Raw genomic sequence first — 24781 nt, 5'->3', positions numbered from 1 at the left:
CAATGTAGAAAGGTTTACACTAGTAAGTATCCAGCCAGCATTAGAATGTATCCCAATGATCGGTTACGACCGTGCATTGAAATACCTCCGACAATTTATTGACTGCTTCTTAGGACAGAACACCATGGCAACCAACTCCAAACCCGTATATCAGCGTATCCTGCTCAAGCTTAGCGGTGAGGCCCTGCAAGGTGCAGAAGGTTTTGGCATCGATGCAAGCGTACTGGATCGTATGGCTCAGGAAGTGAAAGAGCTGGTCGAATTAGGAATTCAAGTCGGTGTTGTGATCGGCGGCGGTAATCTGTTCCGTGGTGCCGGTTTGGCTCAGGCGGGTATGAATCGCGTTGTTGGCGACCACATGGGGATGTTGGCAACGGTGATGAACGGTTTGGCAATGCGTGATGCGCTGCATCGTGCCTATGTTAACGCGCGTCTGATGTCTGCAATTCCGCTGAATGGCGTTTGTGACAACTACAGCTGGGCTGAAGCTATCAGTCTGTTGCGTAACAACCGCGTGGTCATATTCTCTGCCGGTACGGGAAATCCATTCTTTACAACTGACTCTGCTGCTTGCCTGCGTGGCATTGAAATTGAAGCTGACGTTGTACTGAAAGCGACAAAAGTTGATGGCGTATACTCAGCCGATCCGGTAACTAACCCAGACGCAACGCTGTTTGATCAGATGACCTATCAGGATGTCTTGGAAAAAGAACTGAAAGTCATGGATTTGGCAGCTTTCACTCTGGCTCGTGACCATAACCTGCCGATTCGTGTATTTAACATGAATAAGCCGGGAGCTTTGCGTCGCGTCGTCATGGGTGAGAAAGAAGGTACGCTGATTTCTAAATAATCGGTGTGACTTTTTAGCAGCATAACGGCGCTCTACGAACGAGGAAGGTTCGGTTTATAAGGCTCTCTGGCGGTTTTACTGTCGTGAGCATTGTGCAGGACTTTCTTGCCAGTTACGCTGGATTGAAAATATATCGACGTTTCTCACGATGAAGCGTCAGTTTAATTAACCGTTTTCAAGGGTTCGCAACGTGATTAACGAAATCAAAAAAGATGCTGAAACGCGCATGGATAAATGTGTTGAAGCATTTAAATCAAACATCAGTAAAATCCGCACCGGTCGTGCTCATCCGAACCTGCTGGATGGCATCTCTGTAGAATATTATGGTTCTGCGACACCTCTACGTCAGGTTGCTAACGTTGTCGCTGAAGACTCTCGCACATTGGCCATTACGGTGTTCGACCGTTCTCTGTCTGCTGCAGTAGAGAAAGCGATTATGGCATCTGATTTGGGCCTGAACCCAATGTCAGCGGGTGCAGTTATTCGTGTGCCATTGCCAGCACTGACTGAAGAGCGCCGTAAGGACCTGATTAAATTGGTTCGCGCTGAAGCAGAGCAGGGCCGCGTATCTGTACGTAACGTACGTCGTGACGCTAACGATAAAGTCAAAGTTCTGCTGAAAGATAAAGAAATCAGCGAAGACGAAGATCGCAAATCTCAGGACGAAGTGCAGAAAATGACTGACGTGATGATCAAAAAGATCGATTCCGCGTTAGCTGACAAAGAAAAAGAGTTGATGGAAGTTTAATTCTGCTCTGGCTTGAAAAAAGCGTCGCTCCGGCGGCGCTTTTGTTTTTTTGGCTACCCGGGAAATACCAGACTATTGCTGAAGACGGGCTAATTCTCATAGACAAGCCGCGACCTTCGTTTCAGACTGATGTATCTCCTGTTCTAAACAGTTATTCAGAAGACCCTCATGAAGCAACTGACTATTCTTGGTTCTACCGGTTCTATTGGCACTAGCACGTTGGCTGTAGTGCGAGCAAATCCCGATGATTTTAGCGTTACCGCGCTGGTAGCGGGTAAAAATGTTGATGTCATGTTCCAGCAGTGCGTCGAGTTTGCTCCGCGCTACGTATCGATGGCTGACGAAAATGCTGCTCAGGCTCTCCGTCTGCGTCTTATCGATGCAGGGTTAGGGGATATTGAGGTTAGCGCTGGCGAACAAGCTGCGTGCGATCTAGCCGCTCTGGATGATGTCGATCAGGTCATGGCTGCCATTGTGGGGGCTGCCGGTCTGATGCCGACGTTGGCTGCTATCAAAGCAAACAAGCAGGTTCTGCTTGCTAATAAAGAAGCCTTGGTAACCTGCGGTCGGTTGTTTATGGATGCGTTGAAGCAGAGTAAGGCTCAGCTTTTACCTATCGATAGCGAGCATAATGCTATTTTCCAAAGCCTGCCTGAAGGGGTACAGCACAATCTTGGCTTTGCTTCGTTAAGCGATCACGGTATTTCACGTATCGTTCTTACCGGATCTGGTGGCCCATTCCGTCAGTTACCGCTGAAGGACTTTGCAGCCGTTACTCCAGATCAAGCCTGCGCACACCCCAATTGGTCGATGGGACGAAAAATATCTGTCGATTCAGCAACCATGATGAATAAAGGCTTGGAATATATTGAGGCTCGTTGGTTGTTTAACGCCTCTGAATCAGAGATGGAAGTGATCATCCATCCCCAATCTGTAATTCATTCGATGGTTCGTTACCGCGATGGTAGCGTGATCGCGCAGTTAGGTTCTCCTGATATGCGCACTCCGATTGCCCATGCGATGGCTTACCCAAACCGTGTTGAAACGGGTGTTGAACCTCTCGATTTCTGTAAAATTGGTGCATTAACATTCGAGCAACCTGATAGGGTGCGCTATCCTTGTCTCCAACTAGCAATTGATGCGTCACGTGCAGGACAGGCGGCGACGACGGCGCTAAACGCTGCGAACGAAATCTCCGTTGACGCGTTTTTGCATGAAAAAATTCGCTTCACTGACATTGCGGCGCTGAACCAAGATGTATTGTCGACGTTATCTTGCCGTGAGCCACAAAGTGTGGCGGAGGTTTTGGATATTGATCGCCAAGCTCGAGAGGTTGCTGGCAGATTGTGTGCAAACTTTCGGATATAGATCAGCTATTCACTGTGTAGGTAGTTTGTGGCCTTTCGGGTGAAATGATATAGTTTGCGGCGACTTTCAGCGGGTCGAGATGTTTAGTCTGTTAAGTATTTTGATTTTGCTGCTGATTTATTGGTTAGCCGTGACTTGTACACGGCTTTTTTGCGCATGAAACACTTGGTTGTTTAATACTCGGTTCAGTTTGTGCAATTGATGTCGCGTGGGCTAGGTTGAGCTTGCAGATGAGCCTTACTTTAGCACCATGCTTTTGAGGAATTGATTACACGTATGTCTTCCACTCAATCACCAATGACTGACGGGATAGTCTGTGGTCCACAGCACGTCGCTATCATTATGGACGGCAATGGACGTTGGGCGAAGCGTCAGGGCAAAATGCGTGTATTTGGTCATAAAGCTGGGGTGAAATCGGTACGTCGTTCCGTACGTTTCGCCGTTAGCCATGGCATCAAGGCGTTAACGTTGTATGCGTTTAGCAGTGAAAACTGGAACCGCCCTGAGCATGAAGTGAGCGCTCTAATGGAGTTGTTCATTCGTGCATTAGACGGTGAAGTGAAAAGCTTGCATAAGCACAATGTGCGTCTGAAAATTATCGGTGATATTGGTCGCTTTAGCTCTCGCTTACAGGAACGCATTCGTCGTTCTGAGCAATTAACTGAAAATAATGATGGGCTAACGTTAAATATTGCCGCTAATTATGGTGGGCGATGGGATATCATGCAGGGCGTGAAAACGTTGGCTGCTCAAGTTAAGGCCGGAGTTCTTCAGCCTGACGATATCACTGAAGACTTGTTAAGCCAGCAAGTTTGCTTACACGATCTGGCTCCGGTTGACCTCGTCATTCGGACCGGTGGAGAGCATCGGGTCAGCAACTTTTTGCTGTGGCAAATTGCATATTCCGAGTTTTATTTTACGGACGTGCTGTGGCCTGATTTTGATGAACTTACCTTTGAAGGTGCACTTAATGCATTTGCACAACGCGAGCGCCGCTTCGGAGGAACTACACCTATCAACGCACCTGATGCGCCATAGGGGGATCTCTTGCTGAAGTCTCGCATTATAACCGCTTTAATTTTGGTGCCAATTGTCATTGCGGCGCTGTTTTTATTACCTCCCGTTGGTTTTGCGATAGTGACTTTAGTCATATGTATGCTGGCCGCTTGGGAGTGGGGACAACTTGCTGGGTTTACGACAAACTCGCAGCGTATCTGGGGGGCGGTGATCTGTGGCTTAGTACTGGCTGCAATGCTGCTTAGCCTGCCTGAATTCAACCGTAGCGTGCATCTTCCGCTCATAGCCGGTTCGCTATGGACAGCCGTTGTCTGGTGGATTGTTGCGCTGTTACTCGTGTTGTTCTATCCAAAATCTGCAGGCTGGTGGAAGCATTCACGCGTGCTGAAAATTATTTTTGGCGCTGCGACGATTATCCCGTTCTTTTGGGGAATGATTGCGCTACGCCAGCATGGTTATGAAACCGATCACTACCAAGGGGCATGGTGGTTGCTGTATGTCATGTTCCTTGTGTGGGGCGCAGACTCTGGTGCTTACATGTTCGGCAAGCTATTTGGCAAAAATAAGCTGGCACCAAAAGTTTCCCCAGGCAAAACATGGGAAGGTTTTATTGGTGGTTTGATCACCTCAGCGCTTATTTCCTGGGGATTTGGTTTGTATGCACCGCTCTCCATAAATCCCAAAACCCTACTGATTTGTTCAATTGTGGCCGCATTAGTGTCGGTGTTAGGCGATTTGACTGAAAGCATGTTCAAACGCGAGGCCGGTATTAAAGATAGTGGCCATCTGATCCCTGGACATGGCGGTGTTCTGGATCGTATTGATAGTTTGACTGCGGCAGTACCAGTGTTTGCATGTCTTATGCTGTTAGTGTTTTACTAGTCCGCTTGAGACAGGGAGCTTGCCAATGACCAATATACTCTGGAGCCTGATTGCGTTTTTAGTGGCGCTTGGGGTGTTGATCACGGTTCATGAATTCGGCCATTTCTGGGTCGCTCGTCGCTGTGGGGTGAAAGTAGAACGCTTTTCTATTGGCTTTGGTAAAGCTTTATGGCGACGCATTGACCGCAGTGGAACCGAGTACGTAGTTGCGCTGATCCCACTTGGTGGCTATGTCAAGATGCTCGATGAGCGGGTAGAGACTGTTGCCCCAGAGTATCGCCACCAAGCGTTTAATAATAAAACGGTTTGGCAGCGAGCAGCGATCGTGAGCGCAGGGCCTATTGCTAACTTCCTATTTGCCATCGTCGCTTACTGGTTAGTTTTTGTCATCGGAGTCCCTAGTGTTCGTCCGGTTATTGGTGAGATTGTTCCCCAATCTGTCGCTGCTCAGGCAGATATTTCACCAGGATTGGAACTAAAGTCCGTTGCAGGTATCGAAACGCCTGATTGGGATGCAGTTCGCTTGGCACTGGTGGGGAAAATCGGGTCTAAAGAGACGACGGTTGAAGTCGCTCCGTTTGGCAGCGAAAATACGACGCGGAAAACTCTGGATTTAACTCATTGGCAGTTTGAGCCAGATAAGCAAGATCCGGTTGTTGCGTTGGGTATCATGCCACGCGGGCCACAGATTGAGCCGGTTTTAGCTGAAGTTCAGAAGGACTCTGCTGCTCAGAAAGCGGGTTTGCAAGTCGGCGATAGGATCGTTAAAGTCGATGGTCAGCCATTAAAAAACTGGTTAACTTTCGTTAAGCTGGTTCGCGAAAGCCCTAACGAAAGCATTGCGGTGGAAATAGAGCGCAATGGAAATACCCAATCAGTGCATTTAACACCAGACAGTAAATCTGTTGGTGCAGGTAAAATCGAAGGCTTTGCTGGCGTTGCGCCAAAAGTGATTCCATTACCTGAAGAGTATAAAACGATTCGACAATATGGGCCGTTTATGGCGATTTATCAGGCCAGTGATAAAACTTGGCAGTTGATGAAGCTTACGGTCTCTATGATAGGCAAACTAATTACTGGTGATGTAAAGCTGAATAACCTGAGTGGGCCGATTTCGATCGCGCAGGGCGCAGGGATGTCAGCGGAGTATGGGTTAGTGTATTACCTAATGTTTTTGGCGTTAATCAGCGTCAATTTAGGAATTATTAACCTGTTCCCACTCCCAGTACTTGATGGTGGTCACTTGCTCTTCTTAGCGATTGAAAAGCTAAAAGGGGGGCCGGTTTCCGAGCGAGTTCAAGACTTCAGTTACCGCATCGGTTCTATTTTACTGGTGTTGTTGATGGGGCTTGCACTTTTCAATGATTTCTCGCGCCTTTAAGGGACGGGATTTAGGTTAGGAAGAACGCATAACAACGATGGCGATGAAAAAGTTGCTCATAGCGTCGCTGCTGTTTGGCAGCGCAACCGTATACGGTGCAGATGGATTCGTAGTGAAAAATATTCATTTCGAAGGCCTGCAGCGGGTCGCCGTCGGTGCGGCGTTACTTAACATGCCGGTTCGCGTTGGCGATACCGTCAGCGATGAAGATCTCAGTAACACTATTCGCGCATTATATGCGACCGGCAACTTCGAAGATGTTCGGGTGCTGCGTGATGGTGATAACTTGATCGTGCAGGTTAAGGAACGTCCTACGATCGCGAGTATTACCTTTTCGGGTAACAAGTCTGTAAAAGACGACATGCTGAAGCAGAACCTTGAGGCTTCTGGCGTGCGTGTAGGCGAAGCTCTGGACCGTACAATGCTTTCCAGCATTGAAAAAGGTTTGGAAGATTTCTACTACAGCGTCGGTAAATACAGTGCGTCGGTTAAAGCGGTGGTTACCCCTCTGCCACGTAACCGTGTTGACTTGAAACTGGTCTTTACCGAAGGTAAATCCGCTCAGATTCAGCAAATCAATATCGTGGGGAACCATGCGTTCACCTCTGAAGAATTGATTGCTCGTTTCCAACTGCGCGACGAAGTTCCTTGGTGGAACTTGGTTGGTGACCGTAAATATCAAAAACAAAAACTTTCGGGCGACCTCGAAACACTGAGAAGTTTCTATTTGGATCGTGGCTATGCTCGCTTCAATATTGATTCGACTCAGGTCAGCTTAACGCCAGATAAGAAAGGCATCTATATCACCATTAACATTACCGAAGGCGATCAGTACAAACTGACCGGCGTTGAAGTCAACGGTAATATGGCTGGATACAGTACTGATATCAATCGCTTGACTACAATTGAACCAGGCGAGCTGTATAACGGTGCGAAAGTGACCAAGATGGAGGATGACGTTAAGAAACTCCTCGGTCGTTATGGTTATGCTTATCCTAAAGTTCAGACTCAGCCTGAAATCAACGATGCGGATAAAACCGTTAAGTTGCATATGAACGTAGACGCGGGTAACCGTTACTACGTACGTAATATCAAGTTTGTCGGTAATGACACAAGCAAAGACTCTGTTTTGCGCCGTGAAATGCGTCAGATGGAAGGTGCGTGGCTGGGTAGCGACTTAGTTGATCAAGGCAAAGAACGTTTGAACCGTACCGGTTACTTTGAAACCGTTGATGTTGATACACAACGCGTTCCAGGTGCACCGGATCAGGTCGATGTGACTTACAAAGTGAAAGAACGTAATACCGGTACTTTCAACTTTGGTGTTGGTTTCGGTACTGAAAGTGGTGTCAGCTTCCAAGTCGGTGTTCAGCAGGAAAACTGGTTGGGTACAGGTAATACCGTTGGTATTAGTGGTACCAAGAACGATTACCAGACTTATGCTGAACTCTCGATGACCAACCCGTACTTCACGGTTGATGGTGTCAGCTTGGGCGGTCGTATTTTCTATAACGACTTTAAAGCTGATGATGCGGATCTGTCTGACTATACCAACAGCAGCTATGGCCTTGATGGTACCTTAGGGTTCCCAATCAACGAAAATAACTCGCTGCGTACTGGTTTAGGTTATGTCCATAACTCCCTGTCTGACATGCAGCCACAGGTTGCGATGTGGCGTTACTTGAAGTCTGTCGGCCAGAATCCTAATGATACGGATAAGGCTGACTACACGGCAGATGACTTCACATGGTCTCTGGGGTGGACGTACAACAACGTTGACCGCGGCTTCTTCCCAACTCAGGGTACGAAGGCTTCTCTAAACGGTAAGGTGACGATTCCAGGCTCCGATAACGAGTACTACAAACTCACCTTCGATAGCCAAAGCTATCTACCGCTGGATGATGATCGTTCTTGGGTCGTGATGGGACGTTCTCGCTTAGGTTACGGTGACGGGCTTGGCGGTAAAGAGATGCCATTCTATGAAAACTTCTATGCCGGTGGTTCTAGCTCGGTACGTGGTTTCCAATCGAATAACATCGGTCCTAAAGCCGTTTATCTGAATCCTAATGGTTCTGTTGATCAGAGCAAAACGAGTGATGATGATGCCGTGGGCGGTAACGCGATGGCTGTGGCCAGTGTTGAGCTGATCACTCCAACGCCGTTCGTTGGCGAGAAATATGCTAACTCTCTGCGTACTTCAATCTTTATGGATGCCGGTACCGTTTGGGATACTAATTGGGATAAGAGCGCTTATCCTAATCAGCCAGATTATAGCGATCCAAGCAATATTCGTGTTTCTGCTGGTCTGGCTCTGCAGTGGATGTCTCCACTGGGTCCATTGGTATTCTCGTACGCGCAACCAGTTAAGAAATACGACGGTGATAAAGCGGAACAGTTCCAGTTTAACATCGGTAAGACTTGGTAATAAGCTACTCTATAAAAGCTACTGTATAAGGTATGGGGATACGTCCTCATACCATAATGCATAAGTTCCACTCAGAGCGTTCTTTTATAATGGACGTTGTGAGAGACACTATGGGTCGGTGCCTATGCGGTATACGTGTCGTCGACACATATGGGTGATGGTAAGGAGTCTAAATTGAAAAAGTGGTTATATGCGGCAGGTCTGGGCATGGCATTAGCGGTTTCTGCTAACGTACAAGCTGCTGATAAGATTGCAATTGTTAACGTATCCAGCATCTTCCAGCAGTTGCCACAGCGTGCAACCGTTGCTAAGCAACTGGAGAATGAGTTCAAGAGCCGCGCAACTGAACTGCAGAGCCAAGAACGTGATCTGCAGTCTAAAATGCAAAAACTGCAACGTGACGGTTCTACAATGAAAGCCAGCGATCGTACCAAGATGGAAAAAGACATCATGGCACAACGTGATGCTTTCTCTCAGAAAGCACAGGCTTTTGAGCAGGATAATCGTCGCCGTCAGGCTGAAGAACGTAATAAGCTGTTGAGCCGCATTCAGGATGCTGTTCGTACCGTTGCTAAAGACAAAGGCTACGATCTGGTTATTGATGCAAATGCTGTCGCTTATGCTGATTCTTCCAATGACATCACTGCACAAGTGCTGAAACAGGTTAAATAAGGCATGGCTTCAATTCGACTTGCTGACCTTGCTCAGCAGTTGAATGCAGAGCTTCACGGTGATGGCGATATCGTCATCACCGGCGTTGCTTCTATGCATTCAGCAAAATCGCACCAAATCACTTTTTTATCTAACAGCCGCTACCGTGAACAATTAGCTGCTTGCAATGCAGGCGCTGTGGTGTTGACTGAAGCGGATCTGCCTTTCTGTACATCAGCAGCACTGGTGGTAAGAAATCCTTACCTGACCTATGCATTGATGGCACAGATTATGGATACAACCCCTGCTCCGGCAAAAGATATTGCGCCGAGTGCGGTGATCGATGTGACGGCTCAGCTAGGCAACAATGTTTCTGTTGGTGCCAATGCGGTGATTGAAGAAGGCGTTGTTTTAGGCGACAACGTTATCATCGGTGCAGGCTGTTTTGTTGGTAAATTTACCAAAATTGGTTCCGGCACGCGTTTATGGGCCAACGTTAGCGTTTATCATCAAATTGACATTGGTGAGAATTGTCTGATTCAGTCAGGAACAGTTATCGGCGCTGATGGTTTTGGTTATGCTAACGATCGCGGTAATTGGATTAAAATCCCTCAGCTTGGCACGGTGCGTATCGGCGATCGCGTTGAGATCGGTGCCTGTACCACGATAGACCGTGGAGCATTAGATGATACGATTATCGGTAACGGTGTAATTATCGACAATCAATGCCAGATTGCGCATAACGTTATGATTGGCGACAATACAGCGGTGGCTGGTGGTGTTATCATGGCCGGCAGTCTTAAGATTGGTCGCTATTGCCAAATTGGCGGTGCAAGTGTGATTAATGGTCACATGGAAATTTGCGACAAAGCTGTGGTAACTGGAATGGGTATGGTGATGCGTCCTATCACTGAACCTGGCATTTATTCCTCTGGTATTCCGCTGCAACCCAACAAGGCTTGGCGTAAAACGGCAGCTCTAGTGATGAATATTGATGAAATCAATAAGCGTCTGAAAGCCGTGGAAAAGAAAGTCAATAATGACTAACGACTAAAGCTATGCCTTTGTCAGTGAATACAAATTCCTGGCATTTATCCTGTTTTACTGGGTATATACCCAAATAATTCGAGTTGTATTGAAGGCGGCAAGTGAGTGAATCCCGATGAGCTTACCCGAGTAAGTGATTCGGATAAGTGAACGTAGCCAACAAAAATGCAGCTCGAAGTATGACGGGGATAAAACGATTTGCGGCCTGCATCATTGTCCTTTGCTGACGTGAGGCGGGCCGTGTTGTTGATGACAATTAGTTTTCCTACAGGAAGAGTATTTTGACTACTGACACTCATACTCTCAATATTTCCGAGATTTTAGAGTTACTGCCGCACCGTTTTCCGTTCCTCTTAGTGGATCGTGTTCTGGATTTCGAAGAAGGTAAATTCCTGCGCGCAGTGAAAAACGTGACTTTTAACGAGCCGTTCTTTCAGGGCCACTTCCCTGGTAAGCCTATTTTCCCTGGTGTTTTAATTCTGGAAGCGATGGCTCAGGCCACCGGTATTCTGGCATTCAAAAGCGTCGGTAAATTGGAACCAGGTGAGCTCTATTATTTTGCTGGTATTGATGATGCTCGCTTTAAACGCCCAGTTCAACCGGGTGACCAGATGATTCTGGAAGTTGAATTCCTCAAAGAGCGCCGCGGCGTAGCTCGCTTTAACGGTGTTGCCAAAGTTGATGGTAAGATTGTTTGCGAAGCTTCAATGATGTGTGCCCGTAGCCGGGAGGCCTAATACGTGATTGACCCAACCGCCTTTATCCATCCAAGTGCCATCGTTGAAGACGGCGCAGTCATTGGAGCCGGTGTTCATATTGGCCCGTTTTGCTATATCGGCTCCCAAGTGGAAATCGGCGAAGGTACCGTGCTGAAGTCCCACGTCGTCGTCAATGGCATAACTAAAATTGGCCGCGATAACGAGATCTATCAGTTTGCCTCTATTGGCGAAGTGAATCAGGATCTGAAATATGCTGGCGAACCAACCCGCGTAGAAATCGGCGATCGTAACCGTATTCGCGAGAGCGTCACTATTCATCGTGGTACTGCGCAGGGCGGTAACCTGACGAAAGTGGGTAGCGATAACTTGCTGATGATCAATGCGCACATTGCGCATGACTGTGTGATCGGCAATCGTTGTATCTTCGCTAACAACGCTACGTTAGGTGGTCATGTTACGGTTGACGATTTTGCCATCATCGGTGGAATGACGGCGGTTCACCAGTTCTGTGTTATTGGTGCTCATGTCATGGTGGGCGGCTGTTCTGGCGTTGCTCAAGATGTGCCTCCGTATGTTATCGCTCAAGGTAACCACGCTACACCGTTTGGCCTCAATATTGAGGGGCTGAAACGCCGTGGTTTCGATAAAGAGTCTCTACACGCGATCCGTAATGCGTACAAGATCCTTTATCGTAGTGGTAAGACACTGGAAGAGGCTAAGCCAGAAATTGCCGAGTTGGCTCAACAGCATGCCGCTGTGCAGCTGTTCGTTGATTTCTTTGAGCGTTCTACGCGCGGCATTATTCGCTAAGCTATGACGTTATCTCAGAACGCCTCTGACTCATTGCCAGCGGATCGCCACTCGCGGCCGCTGACAATCGGTTTGGTCGCCGGGGAAACCTCCGGCGATATTCTTGGCGCGGGGTTAATTCGTGCCTTGAAATCCCGCCATCCTAATGCTCGCTTTGTAGGCGTCGCAGGACCTTTAATGCAAGCCGAAGGCTGTGAAGCTTGGTTTGAAATGGAAGAGCTGGCGGTGATGGGGATTGTTGAAGTCCTCGAACGTCTGCCTCGCCTATTAAAAATCCGTCGTGAGCTAACACAGCGCTTTAGCGAACTAAAGCCCGATGTGTTCGTTGGTATTGATGCACCTGATTTCAATATCACGTTAGAAGGGCGTTTAAAGCAGCGCGGTATTAGAACGATTCATTATGTCAGCCCTTCTGTTTGGGCATGGCGCCAGAAGCGTGTTTTCAAAATTGGTAAAGCAACGGATTTAGTGCTGGCATTTTTACCTTTTGAAAAAGCGTTTTATGACAAATTCAATGTTCCTTGTCGCTTCATCGGTCATACCATGGCGGACGCCATGCCGCTTAACCCTGATAAGCAAGCCGCGCGTCAAGCATTGGGAATAGCCCCAGATGCCTTGTGCCTCGCGTTGTTACCGGGAAGTCGCAGTGCTGAAGTGGAAATGCTGAGCGCTGACTTCTTGAAAACAGCGATGATTTTGCGAGAGAAATATCCTGCGTTAGAGATCGTCGTGCCTTTGGTTAATGCGAAGCGCCGTGAGCAGTTTGAGCGCATTAAGGCTGAGGTAGCACCTGACTTAACTGCGCATCTGCTGGATGGTCAAGCCCGTAATGCGATGTACGCTAGCGATGCAGCTTTGCTGGCATCGGGTACCGCGGCGTTAGAGTGCATGCTAGCTAAATGTCCTATGGTGGTGGGTTATCGAATGAAGCCTTTCACCTTTTGGCTGGCTGAGCGCTTAGTGAAAACCGACTATGTTTCTCTGCCTAATCTGCTGGCACGCCGTGAACTGGTTCAAGAGTTGTTACAGCATGACTGCCAGCCAGATAAATTGGCTGCGGCATTACTGCCATTGCTTGAGGGTGGTGAATCCACCAAAGCTTTGCAGAAGACCTTCCTCGAATTGCATCAAAGTATCCGCTGTGGCGCTGATGAACAAGCTGCCGATGCGGTGCTGTCATTGGTCAATCAATAAGCTAGTCAATCAATGGGCCGTAATTCAATGAGTGCCAATTTAATTAATGACATTTTTGTCTATCCATCTGCACAGTTTATTGCTGGTGTTGATGAGGTCGGGCGTGGCCCTTTGGTTGGTGCGGTAGTCACCGCTGCGGTTATTCTCGATCCCGCTCGTCCGATTATTGGCTTGGCTGATTCGAAAAAGCTAAGTGAAAAGCGCCGGAATGCGCTGTATGAAGAAATTGTTGAGAAAGCCTTGAGCTGGAGCTTAGGCCGTGCGGAACCGCATGAGATAGATGAGTTAAATATTTTGCATGCGACCATGCTTGCCATGCAAAGAGCCGTCGCGGGGTTATCCGTTGAACCCGATTATGTACTGATCGATGGTAACCGATGCCCTAAACTGCCAATGGCCTCTCAAGCTGTCGTGAAAGGCGATAGTCGGGTCGCAGAGATTAGCGCGGCGTCCATTTTGGCTAAGGTCACACGCGATCGCGAAATGGAAGTTTTAGATGCGCAATTTCCTGAATATGGATTTGCCCAGCACAAAGGTTATCCAACCGCTTTTCATCTTGAGCGTTTGGCCCAGTTAGGCGCAACAGTGCATCATCGCCGTAGTTTTGGGCCGGTAAAACGTGTTCTTGGAATCTGATTGAAACCTCTATATCCGTCATACTTGAAGCCGCATGTGTGGTGACTAAAATTGTTCCTCCTCGTGACGGAATTATCTATTCTGCCAAGAGCTCATGAACTGGACGTCTTCATGCAACGCCAATGATTTAGGGTATAGTGTTCCACGATGAGTAACTGCTTTTTATACGAGTAATTGATTTATGGCTGAACCACGTTTCATACATCTGCGCGTACATAGTGACTATTCCATGATTGATGGGCTGGCGAAAGTCGGCCCATTGGTTAAGAAAGTTGCTGCGCTAGGTATGCCAGCCTTTGCGATTACTGACCACACTAACATGTGTGGGTTAGTCAAATTTTATGGTTCGGCGCACGGCGCGGGTATTAAACCGATCATCGGCGCAGATGTATTTGTCAAAAGCGAATTGTTAGGGGATGAGCTTTCTCATCTCACTATTCTGGCAGCCAACAATACCGGCTACCAAAATCTTACTCTATTGATTTCGCACGCCTATCAACGTGGGTACGGTGCTGATGGCCCAGTTATTGACCGTGACTGGCTGGTTGAATATCGCGAAGGGCTCATCTTGCTCTCCGGTGGTCGCCAAGGCGACGTCGGTAAAATGTTGCTGCGTGGTAATCAGCAACTGGCGCATGAGTGCGTCGATTTTTATCAGCAGTATTTTGCCGATAGTTATTATCTCGAACTGATCCGGACCGGCCGTCCTGATGAAGAGAGCTATCTCCATTTTGCTGTAGCACTGGCTGAGGAGAGAGAGCTGCCGGTAGTGGCAACTAACGACGTACGCTTCTTGGAGCCCGGTGATTTTGATGCACATGAAATTCGCGTGGCGATTCATGACGGTTTTACCTTGGACGATCCTAAACGGCCTAAAAACTACAGCGCTCAGCAATATATGCGCAGCGAAGAGGAAATGTGTGAGCTATTTGCTGACATTCCTGAAGCGCTGGAAAATAGCGTAGAAATTGCCAAGCGCTGTAATGTCACGATCCGTTTAGGTGAGTATTTCCTACCGCAGTTCCCAACCGGTGAAATGTCGACGGAAGACTTCTTGGTTGCCAAATCCAAAGAAGGTTTGGAAGAGCGTCTGGAGTTCTTGTTCCCCGATCCGGAAGTACGCGCTAAGAGACGCCCTGAGTATGATGAACGTCTGGACGTTGAGCTAAAAGTTATCAACCAGATGGGATTCCCCGGCTACTTCCTGATCGTCATGGAGTTTATCCAGTGGTCGAAAGATAACGGTGTTCCGGTTGGGCCCGGTCGTGGTTCTGGTGCGGGTTCTTTGGTGGCCTATGCGCTGAAAATTACCGATTTGGATCCGCTGGAATTTGACCTGCTGTTCGAACGATTCCTGAACCCTGAACGTGTATCCATGCCCGACTTTGACGTCGACTTCTGCATGGAGAAACGAGATCGGGTTATCGATCACGTGGCGGAAATGTATGGCCGTGACGCGGTATCGCAGATTATTACCTTCGGAACCATGGCGGCGAAAGCGGTAATCCGCGACGTTGGTCGTGTGCTCGGGCATCCATACGGTTTTGTCGATCGTATATCGAAATTGGTGCCGCCAGAGCCGGGAATGACGTTGGCGAAGGCTTTTGAAGCCGAACCCCAGTTGCCTGAAATCTACGAGGCTGATGAAGAGGTTCGCGCGCTGATCGATATGGCGCGTAAGCTGGAAGGGGTAACACGTAACGCCGGTAAACATGCTGGTGGTGTGGTTATCTCGCCAACCAAAATCACCGATTTTGCGCCGTTATACTGTGACTCTGAAGGTAATCATCCGGTTACCCAGTTTGACAAGAGCGACGTAGAGTACGCTGGCCTAGTCAAGTTTGACTTCTTAGGACTGCGCACGCTGACGATTATCGACTGGGCGTTGGAGATGATTAACGCCCGTCGCGCTAAAGCGGGTGAAGATCCTATCGATATCGCGGCTATTCCGCTCGACGATAAAAAAAGTTTCGACATGCTGCAACGCTCGGAGACCACGGCGGTATTCCAGCTTGAATCGCGCGGCATGAAAGATTTGATTAAACGCCTGAAGCCTGACTGCTTCGAAGATATGATCGCATTGGTGGCGCTGTTCCGGCCAGGACCTTTACAGTCAGGGATGGTTGATAACTTTATTGACCGTAAGCACGGGCGCGAAGAGGTTTCTTATCCTGATGTTCAGTGGCAGCATGAGTCGCTGAAACCGGTACTGGAGCCGACCTACGGCATTATTCTGTACCAAGAACAGGTCATGCAGATCGCACAGGTGCTGTCTGGCTATACGCTGGGCGGAGCGGATATGCTGCGTCGTGCGATGGGTAAGAAAAAGCCGGAAGAGATGGCGAAGCAGCGCTCGGTGTTTAAAGAGGGCGCAGAGCGGATGGGGATCGACGGTGAGCTGTCGATGAAAATCTTTGACTTGGTAGAAAAATTCGCCGGTTATGGATTCAACAAATCTCACTCCGCAGCCTATGCCTTGGTTTCATACCAAACGTTATGGCTTAAAGCACATTATCCTGCTGAGTTTATGGCAGCGGTAATGACCGCCGATATGGATAACACGGAAAAAGTTGTTGGCTTGGTGGACGAATGCTGGCGAATGGGGTTGAAGGTGCTTCCGCCGGATATCAATAGTGGCCAGTATCACTTCCATGTGAACGATGATGGTGAGATTGTTTACGGTATCGGTGCAATTAAAGGCGTAGGTGAAGGGCCGATTGAGGCGATCATCGACGCACGTAACGAAGGCGGACATTTCAAAGAGTTATTTGATTTGTGTGCCAGAACAGACACCAAAAAGCTAAACCGGCGTATGCTGGAGAAGCTGATTATGTCTGGCGCATTTGATCGCTTGGGGCCGCATCGCGCGGCGCTGATGAACTCGCTTAATGACGCATTAAAAGCCGCTGACCAACACGCTAAAGCTGAGGCTATTGGTCAGGTGGATATGTTCGGTGTGCTGGCAGAGGCACCTGAACAGGTTGAGAAATCCTATAGCAGCGTCGCGCCGTGGCCTGCTCAGGTGGTATTGGATGGCGAGCGTGAAACGTTAGGTTTGTACCTAACCGGACACCCCATCACCCAATACCTTAAGGAGATAGAGCGCTACGCCGGTGGCATGCGCCTAAAAGATATGCATCCGACGGATCGGGGCAAAATGACCACTGCGGTTGGTCTCGTGGTAGCTGCACGAGTGATGACCACCAAGCGGGGTAATCGTATTGGCGTTTGCACACTGGATGACCGTTCCGGTCGTCTCGAAGTGATGCTATTTACCGATGCGTTAGATAAATACCAACATTTGCTGGAAAAAGACCGTATCCTGATTGCCAGCGGACAGGTCAGCTTTGATGACTTTAGCGGTGGGCTTAAAATGATCGCCCGCGAGCTAATGGACATCAGTGAAGCACGCGAAAAATATGCGCGTGGGCTTGCTATCTCGCTGACTGACAGGCAAATTGATGACCAGCTTTTAAACCGTCTCCGCGACTCGTTGGAACCACATCGGTCGGGGACGATTCCAGTGCATTTATACTATCAACGTGATAATGCACGCGCTAAGTTAAGATTTGGCGCGGCCTGGCGGGTAACGCCGACAGATCGCCTGCTAGTTGACCTGCGTACTCTGGTGGGTAACGAACAGGTCGAACTGGAATTTGACTAATATAGGAATACTATGAGTCTGAATTTTCTGGATTTTGAACAGCCGATTGCAGAACTTGAAGCGAAAATTGACTCGCTAACTTCAGTCAGCCGTCAAGACGAAAAATTAGATATTAATATCGACGAAGAAGTACAGCGCCTGCGTGACAAGAGCGTTGAGCTGACTCGTAAGATATTTTCTGATCTGGGGGCCTGGCAGGTTGCGCAATTAGCGCGCCATCCGCGTCGTCCGTACACGCTGGATTATATCGAGCATATTTTCACTGACTTCGATGAGTTGGCTGGCGACCGTGCCTACGCCGATGATAAGGCGATTGTTGGCGGTATGGCTCGTTTGAACGGTCGTGCGGTGATGATCATTGGTCATCAGAAAGGCCGTGAAACCAAAGAGAAAATCCGTCGTAACTTTGGTATGCCTGCGCCGGAAGGCTATCGTAAGGCTCTGCGCCTGATGGAAATGGCTGAACGCTTTAAGCTGCCAATTATCACTTTTATCGACACACCAGGCGCATACCCTGGCGTTGGCGCTGAAGAGCGTGGCCAGTCAGAAGCCATTGCACGTAACCTACGTGAAATGTCTGGTTTGACCGTTCCAGTTATCTGCACCGTCATCGGTGAAGGTGGTTCGGGCGGGGCGCTGGCAATTGGGGTGGGTGATAAAGTCAATATGCTGCAATACAGCACCTATTCCGTTATTTCTCCAGAAGGCTGTGCTTCGATTCTGTGGAAGAGCGCTGATAAAGCGCCACTGGCCGCAGATGCGATGGGCATTACCGCTCCTCGTCTAAAAGAGCTAAAGCTGATTGACTCTGTGATCCCTGAACCTTTGGGGGGCGCACATCGTGATGTTCCTGCGATGGCTGCATCACTGAAAGCTCAGTTGCTGGCTGATTTGAGCGATCTGGACGTGCTGGAAACTGAAGAGCTGTTGAATCGTCGCTATCAGCGTCTGATGAACTACGGCTACTGCTAATATCCGCCACACCTCATCTCTATTGTAAAGCCCGGTTATGCCGGGCTTTGTTGTTTTTATCAATCATTCAAATATTGCATTTTTCGAGTACCCTTTATAAGGGCACAATTATCACTGTAGAATTGCTTTCTGCTGAGTAAGGGGGTAATTTCCCTGAGAATCATTAGCATCTGGAGGATGTGTGAAACTCAATAAAGTCCACCATATCGCAATTATCGCGTCTGATTACCCACGCAGTAAGTCATTTTACTGCGATATTTTAGGCTTTACGTTATTGAGTGAGGTGTATCGTGCGGAGCGAGATTCCTGGAAAGGGGATTTGGCACTTAATGGTGATTACACGATTGAGCTGTTTTCGTTTCCACAACCTCCTGCGCGTGTTTCGCAGCCCGAAGCCTGTGGGTTGCGACATCTTGCGTTTAGCGTAGATGATATTGATAGCGCAGTAACCCATTTGGCGCAGCACCAGATTCGTTGCGAACCGATACGCATTGATCCATACACTGAACGACGATTCACGTTTTTCACTGACCCTGATGGCTTGCCGCTTGAGCTTTATCAGGCGACCAATAGGTTAAAAAATAGTACCAATTGTTGAAATTATAATACCAATAGGGCGTAGGGTGCTGCGGTTTACTGTGTAACATCTTCCGCTGTGCTACTATTGCGCGCTTCTTTCCATTTCCCTCTGAGCCTTAGCACACCATGCAAGAGCAAACTTTCCGCGTTGGCGAATGGTTGGTTTTAGCCGCTGATAATAAGATCACCCGTGATGGTCGGTTATTAGTGCTAGAGCCTCGCCTCATCGATATGTTGAGCTACTTTGCTCATCATCCCGATACGGTACTAAGCAGGGATGAACTAATTGATAACGTATGGAAACGTAATATTGTCACCAACCATGTGGTGACTCAGTGTATCTCCGAGCTGAGGAAATATCTCAAAGACGGTCGCCCTGATGCGCCGGAATATATCGTCACCGTGCCTAAGCGCGGCTACAAGCTGGTTGAGCCCGTTATCTGGTGCGAAGAGGGCGGTGCAGATTTTACTATGCCAGCTCATGCGCCTGTAAAAGTCGTTATCGATCATGAGCCAGAAGACGGCAGTGGTCAGCTTCCACTTAGCACGACTGTGGCTGAATCTCAGCGACAACAGGCTGATGCGCTGAATAGCCCAGCAACCGCAACCGTTACCAAGAGTAAGGGTGAAAAAAAACGGTTGTCTAAGCTATGGCATTCGCGTTTTTGGGTCTGGGTGGCATTTCTTTCTTCACTGTTGCTGTGTATTTCTTTGGTCGGCTTGGCGGTGTTTAACCAGCGAGTGCCTGTTGCACCGGCGCCAATGTTGCTAAACCCACGCGACATTGATATTCGTATTCAGGGGGGCAACAGCTGTACCAACTGGACAAATCAGCTTTCTTACGTTGTCGGCCTGAGCGAAATGCTGGCGCAGGGCTTGAATACACACTCAACGTTTTTGGTGCATGATCAGACGAACTATAACTATGGTGGACCGAGTAGCTCTGGTAAGTCCATGTATATTGAGTTTGTGAATCAGCGCCACTATCGCGCGCAGCAGTGTTTTCTGTCAGTCCGCTTGATCGATAACGCTGATAGCTCAGTCATGTTGGAAAAACGCTACTTTATTACTACGGATAATTTGCTGACGGTACAGAAGGATTTCATCGATAGCATGTTCCAAACGTTAAAAGTCGTTCAACCTTCGAGTATGGTGCAGAGAATAGAAACGCTAGTACCGCAACATAGTCAGGTGTTACAGCTTTACTATCAGGCGCACCAATTATTGATTCAGGGCGACAGTGACTCACTGAACCAAGCCAGTGTCCTGCTTGCTCAGATTACAAAACAGTCGCCAGAGTTTATCTACGCGCGTGCGGAAAAAGCATTGGTTGATATTTTGCTGAACTCATATCAACCGTTTAATGCATCAGACTTGGCGGATCTCCGTAAAGAGATTACGGACGTTGAGGCTATTCCGTTATTGCAGAATAGCGCAATTATCCAGCAGATATATACGGTTGATTATTTAAGTCAGGGCAAAGTTGATGAGGCCTTTAAGATGATAAATAAAGGTATCGATTTAGAAATGTCTTGGCTGAACTATGTATTGCTTGGAAAGGTGTACGAATTGAAAGGTCAGAATAACCTTGCCGCTGATGCTTATATTACGGCATTCAATTTGAGGCCTGGAAATAACACATTAGACTGGATAAAGAATGGGGTTTTCCAGACTAACGTTATCCGTGTAGCACCTTATCTTGCCAATTACGATTTCTCTAACAACAATTAATTTGTATGATATTTAATCTAGCCTGTCTTCTTATAAAGGACAGGCTTTTTTTTACCTCCAAAGAATTATAAACCTCCCCCCAAAATCCTGCTGACAATGAAAAATATATGCATTAAATGTGTTGTTTTTTTGTGTGTTTGCATGTGTTAATTTTGTTTCTTTATGTTGATTGTTTGCTTGAAATTATTCGGGTAAATTTTATATCAACACTCTGTTTTTATTGAATAAAATCTATGTTTCTTGATGTTTTTTTACTTGTTGGATAAAAATGTCAAGATGTCATTTATTGGGACACGCTGATAATTTAACTTTACCTTTAGGACTTTTATTTTGCCGGTCAGTACCATGCATCCCATCAAGTCGGTCACCTAACTGCGGTAATGAGTGAATGCGACTTTTCTGAAAATTAATCAGGAGCAACTGACCATGTCATCAAGCAAGAAAATCGGGCTAATTGCCTGCACCGGCGTAGTAGCTGGTAATATGATGGGGAGCGGTATTGCACTATTACCTGCGAACCTGGCGAGTCTCGGTTCCATCGCAATATTTGGTTGGATCATTTCTTTAATCGGTGCAATGTCACTAGCGTATGTATATGCACGTTTGGCTACTAAAAACCCTCAAGAAGGTGGCCCAATTGCTTATGCTGGTGAAATTGGTCCGGCATTTGGTTTCCAAACCGGTGTTCTTTATTACCATGCAAACTGGATTGGTAACTTAGCAATCGGTATTACCGCAGTTTCTTATCTTTCTACTTTCTTCCCAGTATTGAATAGCCCAATCGCAGCCGGTATAGCCTGTATCGCGATTGTGTGGATCTTCACCTTCGTTAACATGTTGGGTGGTACTTGGGTAAGTCGTTTAACCACTATCGGTCTGGTTCTGGTATTAATCCCAGTCATTGGTACTGCTATCGCTGGTTGGGCTTGGTTTGACCCTGCGACTTATCACGCTAACTGGAACACTTCTGGTGGTACTGATAGCCACGCAGTTATCAAAAGTATTCTGTTGTGCCTGTGGGCGTTCGTCGGTGTTGAATCCGCAGCAGTAAGTACTGGTATGGTGAAAAATCCATCTCGTACCGTTCCACTGGCTACCATGTTAGGTACTGGTCTGGCAGGTATCGTGTATATCGCGGCAACTCAGGTTATCGCCGGTATGTACCCAGCTCACGAAATGGCTGCTTCTGGTGCACCGTTCGCAATGAGTGCTTCAACAATGGTCGGTGGTTGGGCTGCTCCTGCAGTATCTGCTTTCACCGCATTCGCATGTTTAACCTCTTTAGGTTCTTGGATGATGCTGGTGGGTCAAGCCGGTGTTCGTGCTGCTAAAGACGGTAACTTCCCTAAAGTGTACGGCGAGCTGGACAAAAACGGCATTCCTAAGAAAGGCCTGTTGTTAGCCGCAGTGAAAATGACCGTACTGATGATTCTGATCACTGTAATGAGCGCCAGCGGCGGTAAAGCGTCTGACCTGTTCGGTGAACTGACTGGTATCGCGGTACTGCTGACTATGCTGCCTTACTTCTACTCTTGCGTTGACCTGATTCGTTTCGAAGGCGCCAACGTGAAAAACCTGTTGAGCTTGGTTGCATCGGTTCTGGGTTGTTGCTTCTGCTTCATCGCTCTGATGGGGGCGGGTTCATTCGAACTGTCCGGTACCTTCATCGTGAGCCTGGTTATCCTGATGTTCTATGCACGTAAAATGAACTCACGCAAACCACAAGCTAGCGCAGACAGCAACGCATAAGTGACTTGGCTAACGCCACGAACACAACGAATTGAGTAATCCTCGCGATTACACACAGCAAGACAAATTAATTTATCCAGCCTCTCTCTGTTTGAAGTACTTCTACTGAAAAGTAGGGAGGGGCCAGCTTTTTGCCTGGAGAATTAGAGTATGAATATTATTGCCATCTTGAATCACATGGGCGTCTACTTCAAAGAAGAGCCTATCCGTGAACTGCACAAGGCACTGGAAGCACTGGATTTTCAGATTGTTTATCCAAACGACCGTGAAGACCTGCTGAAACTCATCGACAACAATGCACGTCTGTGCGGTGTTATCTTCGACTGGGATACTTATAATCTCGACCTGTGCGAAGAAATCAGCGCGATGAACGAACATCTGCCGGTTTATGCTTTCGCCAACACCCACTCCACTCTGGATGTTAGCCTGAACGATCTGCGTTTGAACGTTGAGTTCTTTGAATACGCACTGGGCGCAGCTCAGGATATCGCGCAAAAAATCCGTCAGAGCACCGATGCATACATCGACGAAATCTTGCCACCGCTGACCAAAGCACTGTTCAACTACGTTAAAGAAGGCAAATACACCTTCTGTACTCCGGGTCACATGGGCGGTACTGCGTTCCAGAAATCCCCAGTGGGTAGCATCTTCTATGATTTCTTCGGCGCTAACGCGATGAAATCTGATATCTCCATCTCTGTGGGTGAACTGGGTTCTCTGCTTGATCACTCAGGTCCACACAAAGAAGCGGAAGAATACATTGCGCGTACTTTCAACGCAGAACGCAGCTACATGGTGACTAACGGTACTTCTACCGCGAACAAAATCGTTGGTATGTACTCTGCACCTGCTGGCAGCACCGTTCTGATTGACCGTAACTGCCATAAATCTCTGACTCATCTGATGATGATGAGCGACATCACTCCTATCTACTTCCGTCCAACCCGTAACGCTTACGGTATTTTGGGTGGTATTCCTAAGAGTGAATTCCAGCACGACACCATCGCTGAACGCGTTGCACAAACTCCAAATGCAACCTGGCCAGTTCACGCCGTAGTGACTAACTCCACTTACGACGGTCTGCTGTACAACACTGATTACATCAAAGAAGCGCTGGACGTTAAATCCATCCACTTTGACTCTGCATGGGTTCCTTACACCAACTTCAGCCCGATCTACAAAGGTCTGTGCGGTATGAGCGGTGGCCGTGTTGAAGGCAAAGTTATTTATGAAACTCAGTCTACTCATAAACTGCTGGCTGCATTCTCTCAGGCTTCAATGATTCACGTTAAAGGTGATATCAACGAAGAAACCTTCAACGAAGCCTACATGATGCACACCTCGACTTCTCCTCATTACGGCATCGTGGCTTCTACCGAAACCGCAGCAGCAATGATGAAAGGTAATGCAGGTAAACGTCTGATCAACGGTTCTATCGAACGTGCGATTCGTTTCCGTAAAGAAATCAAACGTCTGAACTCCGAGTCTGAAGGCTGGTTCTTCGACGTATGGCAGCCAGAAGGTATCGACGAAGCGAAATGCTGGCCTTTGGATTCCAAAGACAACTGGCATGGCTTCAAAGATATCGATAACGACCACATGTATCTGGACCCAATCAAAGTCACTCTGTTGACTCCAGGGATGCAGAAAGATGGTTCAATGGCTGATACCGGTATTCCAGCGTCTATCGTCTCTAAATACCTGGATGAGCACGGCATCATCGTTGAGAAAACCGGTCCATACAACATGCTGTTCCTGTTCAGCATCGGTATCGACAAAACTAAAGCGCTCAGCCTGCTGCGTGCACTGACCGACTTTAAACGTTCATACGATCTGAACCTGCGCGTTAAGAACATGCTGCCTTCACTGTATCGTGAAGATCCAGAGTTCTATGAAAACATGCGTATTCAAGAACTGGCACAGGGTATCCATGCGCTGATTCAGCACCACAACCTGCCGGACCTGATGTACCGTGCATTTGAAGTGCTGCCAACCATGGTGATGAACCCACACGCTGCGTTCCAGATGGAACTGCGTGGCCAGACCGAAGAAGTTTATCTGGAAGAGATGATCGGCAAAGTGAATGCCAACATGATCCTGCCATATCCTCCAGGAGTTCCTTTGGTCATGCCAGGTGAAATGCTGACCGAAGAAAGTCGCCCAGTTCTGGAATTCTTGCAGATGCTGTGCGAAATCGGTGCGCACTACCCAGGCTTCGAAACTGATATCCACGGTGCATATCGTCAGGCTGACGGTCGCTACACTGTTAAAGTTATCAAAGAACAGAAGTAATAGACTGACTGAGGGGGCGTCCTAATAAAGGGCGCCCCCTTTTATTATGCAACCCCCTTAAATGGG

General features: G+C 48.0%; 19 protein-coding genes. All 19 read left to right on the top strand.

What is annotated here, in order from left to right; translation table 11 throughout:
- Nucleotides 1-124 precede the first annotated feature (124 nt).
- The 19 genes from pyrH (at nt 125) to K9N75_RS17270 (ending at nt 24715) form a co-directional block, all read left to right on the top strand.
- Entirely contained in the window at nt 125-850 is a 726-nt protein-coding gene (gene pyrH, locus K9N75_RS17360) for a UMP kinase (protein ID WP_020303583.1), read from the top strand.
- A 190-nt stretch (nt 851-1040) separates the two neighbouring features.
- The gene (gene frr, locus K9N75_RS17355) at nt 1041-1598 is read left to right on the top strand and encodes a ribosome recycling factor (protein ID WP_004094336.1); all 558 of its coding nucleotides are present in this window, start codon (nt 1041-1043) and stop codon (nt 1596-1598) included.
- 168 nt (nt 1599-1766) lie between these two features.
- Nucleotides 1767-2966 (top strand): 1-deoxy-D-xylulose-5-phosphate reductoisomerase, encoded by a 1200-nt coding sequence (ispC, locus tag K9N75_RS17350; RefSeq protein ID WP_008814513.1) that lies wholly within the window; start codon nt 1767-1769, stop codon nt 2964-2966.
- Nucleotides 2967-3242: 276 nt separating this feature from the next.
- Nucleotides 3243-4004, top strand: a complete 762-nt coding sequence (gene ispU / locus K9N75_RS17345; RefSeq protein ID WP_008814512.1) for a (2E,6E)-farnesyl-diphosphate-specific ditrans,polycis-undecaprenyl-diphosphate synthase — start codon at nt 3243-3245, stop codon at nt 4002-4004.
- A gap of 9 nt (nt 4005-4013) precedes the next feature.
- On the top strand, nt 4014-4865 hold the full coding sequence (cdsA, locus tag K9N75_RS17340) for a phosphatidate cytidylyltransferase (protein WP_008814511.1): 852 nt from the start codon (nt 4014-4016) through the stop codon (nt 4863-4865).
- A 25-nt stretch (nt 4866-4890) separates the two neighbouring features.
- Nucleotides 4891-6246 carry a sigma E protease regulator RseP gene (gene rseP / locus K9N75_RS17335; RefSeq protein WP_224451943.1) on the top strand — a complete coding sequence of 452 codons (1356 nt, stop codon included), beginning with the start codon at nt 4891-4893 and terminating at the stop codon, nt 6244-6246.
- Between the two features lie 37 nt (nt 6247-6283).
- Nucleotides 6284-8671, top strand: a complete 2388-nt coding sequence (bamA, locus tag K9N75_RS17330) for an outer membrane protein assembly factor BamA (protein ID WP_008814509.1) — start codon at nt 6284-6286, stop codon at nt 8669-8671.
- A gap of 174 nt (nt 8672-8845) precedes the next feature.
- Nucleotides 8846-9343 (top strand): molecular chaperone Skp, encoded by a 498-nt coding sequence (gene skp, locus K9N75_RS17325; protein ID WP_008814508.1) that lies wholly within the window; start codon nt 8846-8848, stop codon nt 9341-9343.
- A 3-nt stretch (nt 9344-9346) separates the two neighbouring features.
- Nucleotides 9347-10369 (top strand): UDP-3-O-(3-hydroxymyristoyl)glucosamine N-acyltransferase, encoded by a 1023-nt coding sequence (gene lpxD / locus K9N75_RS17320; protein WP_008814507.1) that lies wholly within the window; start codon nt 9347-9349, stop codon nt 10367-10369.
- Between the two features lie 281 nt (nt 10370-10650).
- Complete coding sequence (gene fabZ / locus K9N75_RS17315; RefSeq protein ID WP_004094325.1) at nt 10651-11106, top strand: 3-hydroxyacyl-ACP dehydratase FabZ; 456 nt, start codon at nt 10651-10653, stop codon at nt 11104-11106.
- 3 nt (nt 11107-11109) lie between these two features.
- Nucleotides 11110-11898, top strand: a complete 789-nt coding sequence (gene lpxA, locus K9N75_RS17310) for an acyl-ACP--UDP-N-acetylglucosamine O-acyltransferase (RefSeq protein WP_008814506.1) — start codon at nt 11110-11112, stop codon at nt 11896-11898.
- A 3-nt stretch (nt 11899-11901) separates the two neighbouring features.
- Nucleotides 11902-13092 carry a lipid-A-disaccharide synthase gene (gene lpxB, locus K9N75_RS17305; RefSeq protein WP_061059633.1) on the top strand — a complete coding sequence of 397 codons (1191 nt, stop codon included), beginning with the start codon at nt 11902-11904 and terminating at the stop codon, nt 13090-13092.
- Nucleotides 13093-13134: 42 nt separating this feature from the next.
- Nucleotides 13135-13728 carry a ribonuclease HII gene (gene rnhB, locus K9N75_RS17300; RefSeq protein WP_039190216.1) on the top strand — a complete coding sequence of 198 codons (594 nt, stop codon included), beginning with the start codon at nt 13135-13137 and terminating at the stop codon, nt 13726-13728.
- 181 nt (nt 13729-13909) lie between these two features.
- On the top strand, nt 13910-17392 hold the full coding sequence (dnaE, locus tag K9N75_RS17295; RefSeq protein ID WP_008814503.1) for a DNA polymerase III subunit alpha: 3483 nt from the start codon (nt 13910-13912) through the stop codon (nt 17390-17392).
- A 12-nt stretch (nt 17393-17404) separates the two neighbouring features.
- Nucleotides 17405-18364: an acetyl-CoA carboxylase carboxyl transferase subunit alpha gene (gene accA, locus K9N75_RS17290; RefSeq protein ID WP_004094320.1), complete on the top strand. Its 960-nt coding sequence runs from the start codon at nt 17405-17407 to the stop codon at nt 18362-18364.
- Nucleotides 18365-18545: 181 nt separating this feature from the next.
- On the top strand, nt 18546-18962 hold the full coding sequence (locus K9N75_RS17285) for a VOC family protein (protein WP_008814502.1): 417 nt from the start codon (nt 18546-18548) through the stop codon (nt 18960-18962).
- A gap of 107 nt (nt 18963-19069) precedes the next feature.
- Nucleotides 19070-20674 carry a lysine decarboxylation/transport transcriptional activator CadC gene (gene cadC / locus K9N75_RS17280; RefSeq protein WP_224451942.1) on the top strand — a complete coding sequence of 535 codons (1605 nt, stop codon included), beginning with the start codon at nt 19070-19072 and terminating at the stop codon, nt 20672-20674.
- 426 nt (nt 20675-21100) lie between these two features.
- Nucleotides 21101-22423: a cadaverine/lysine antiporter gene (gene cadB / locus K9N75_RS17275; RefSeq protein WP_020303585.1), complete on the top strand. Its 1323-nt coding sequence runs from the start codon at nt 21101-21103 to the stop codon at nt 22421-22423.
- A gap of 150 nt (nt 22424-22573) precedes the next feature.
- Nucleotides 22574-24715, top strand: a complete 2142-nt coding sequence (locus K9N75_RS17270) for a lysine decarboxylase CadA (protein ID WP_004094314.1) — start codon at nt 22574-22576, stop codon at nt 24713-24715.
- The last annotated feature ends 66 nt before the right edge of the window (nt 24716-24781 follow it).

The organism is Hafnia paralvei, assembly GCF_020150375.1.
GTDB classification, from domain to species: Bacteria; Pseudomonadota; Gammaproteobacteria; order Enterobacterales; family Enterobacteriaceae; genus Hafnia; species Hafnia paralvei.
This window is presented reverse-complemented; position numbering and strand designations above follow the sequence as displayed.

Coding starts and splice junctions, on each gene's coding strand:
- ispC (WP_008814513.1), top strand. CDS start 1,767: ATGAAGCAACTGACTATTCTTGGTTCTACCGGTTCTATTGGCACTAGC.
- lpxB (WP_061059633.1), top strand. CDS start 11,902: ATGACGTTATCTCAGAACGCCTCTGACTCATTGCCAGCGGATCGCCAC.
- dnaE (WP_008814503.1), top strand. CDS start 13,910: ATGGCTGAACCACGTTTCATACATCTGCGCGTACATAGTGACTATTCC.
- rseP (WP_224451943.1), top strand. CDS start 4,891: ATGACCAATATACTCTGGAGCCTGATTGCGTTTTTAGTGGCGCTTGGG.
- lpxD (WP_008814507.1), top strand. CDS start 9,347: ATGGCTTCAATTCGACTTGCTGACCTTGCTCAGCAGTTGAATGCAGAG.
- accA (WP_004094320.1), top strand. CDS start 17,405: ATGAGTCTGAATTTTCTGGATTTTGAACAGCCGATTGCAGAACTTGAA.
- pyrH (WP_020303583.1), top strand. CDS start 125: ATGGCAACCAACTCCAAACCCGTATATCAGCGTATCCTGCTCAAGCTT.
- cadC (WP_224451942.1), top strand. CDS start 19,070: ATGCAAGAGCAAACTTTCCGCGTTGGCGAATGGTTGGTTTTAGCCGCT.
- K9N75_RS17270 (WP_004094314.1), top strand. CDS start 22,574: ATGAATATTATTGCCATCTTGAATCACATGGGCGTCTACTTCAAAGAA.
- cadB (WP_020303585.1), top strand. CDS start 21,101: ATGTCATCAAGCAAGAAAATCGGGCTAATTGCCTGCACCGGCGTAGTA.
- bamA (WP_008814509.1), top strand. CDS start 6,284: ATGGCGATGAAAAAGTTGCTCATAGCGTCGCTGCTGTTTGGCAGCGCA.
- ispU (WP_008814512.1), top strand. CDS start 3,243: ATGTCTTCCACTCAATCACCAATGACTGACGGGATAGTCTGTGGTCCA.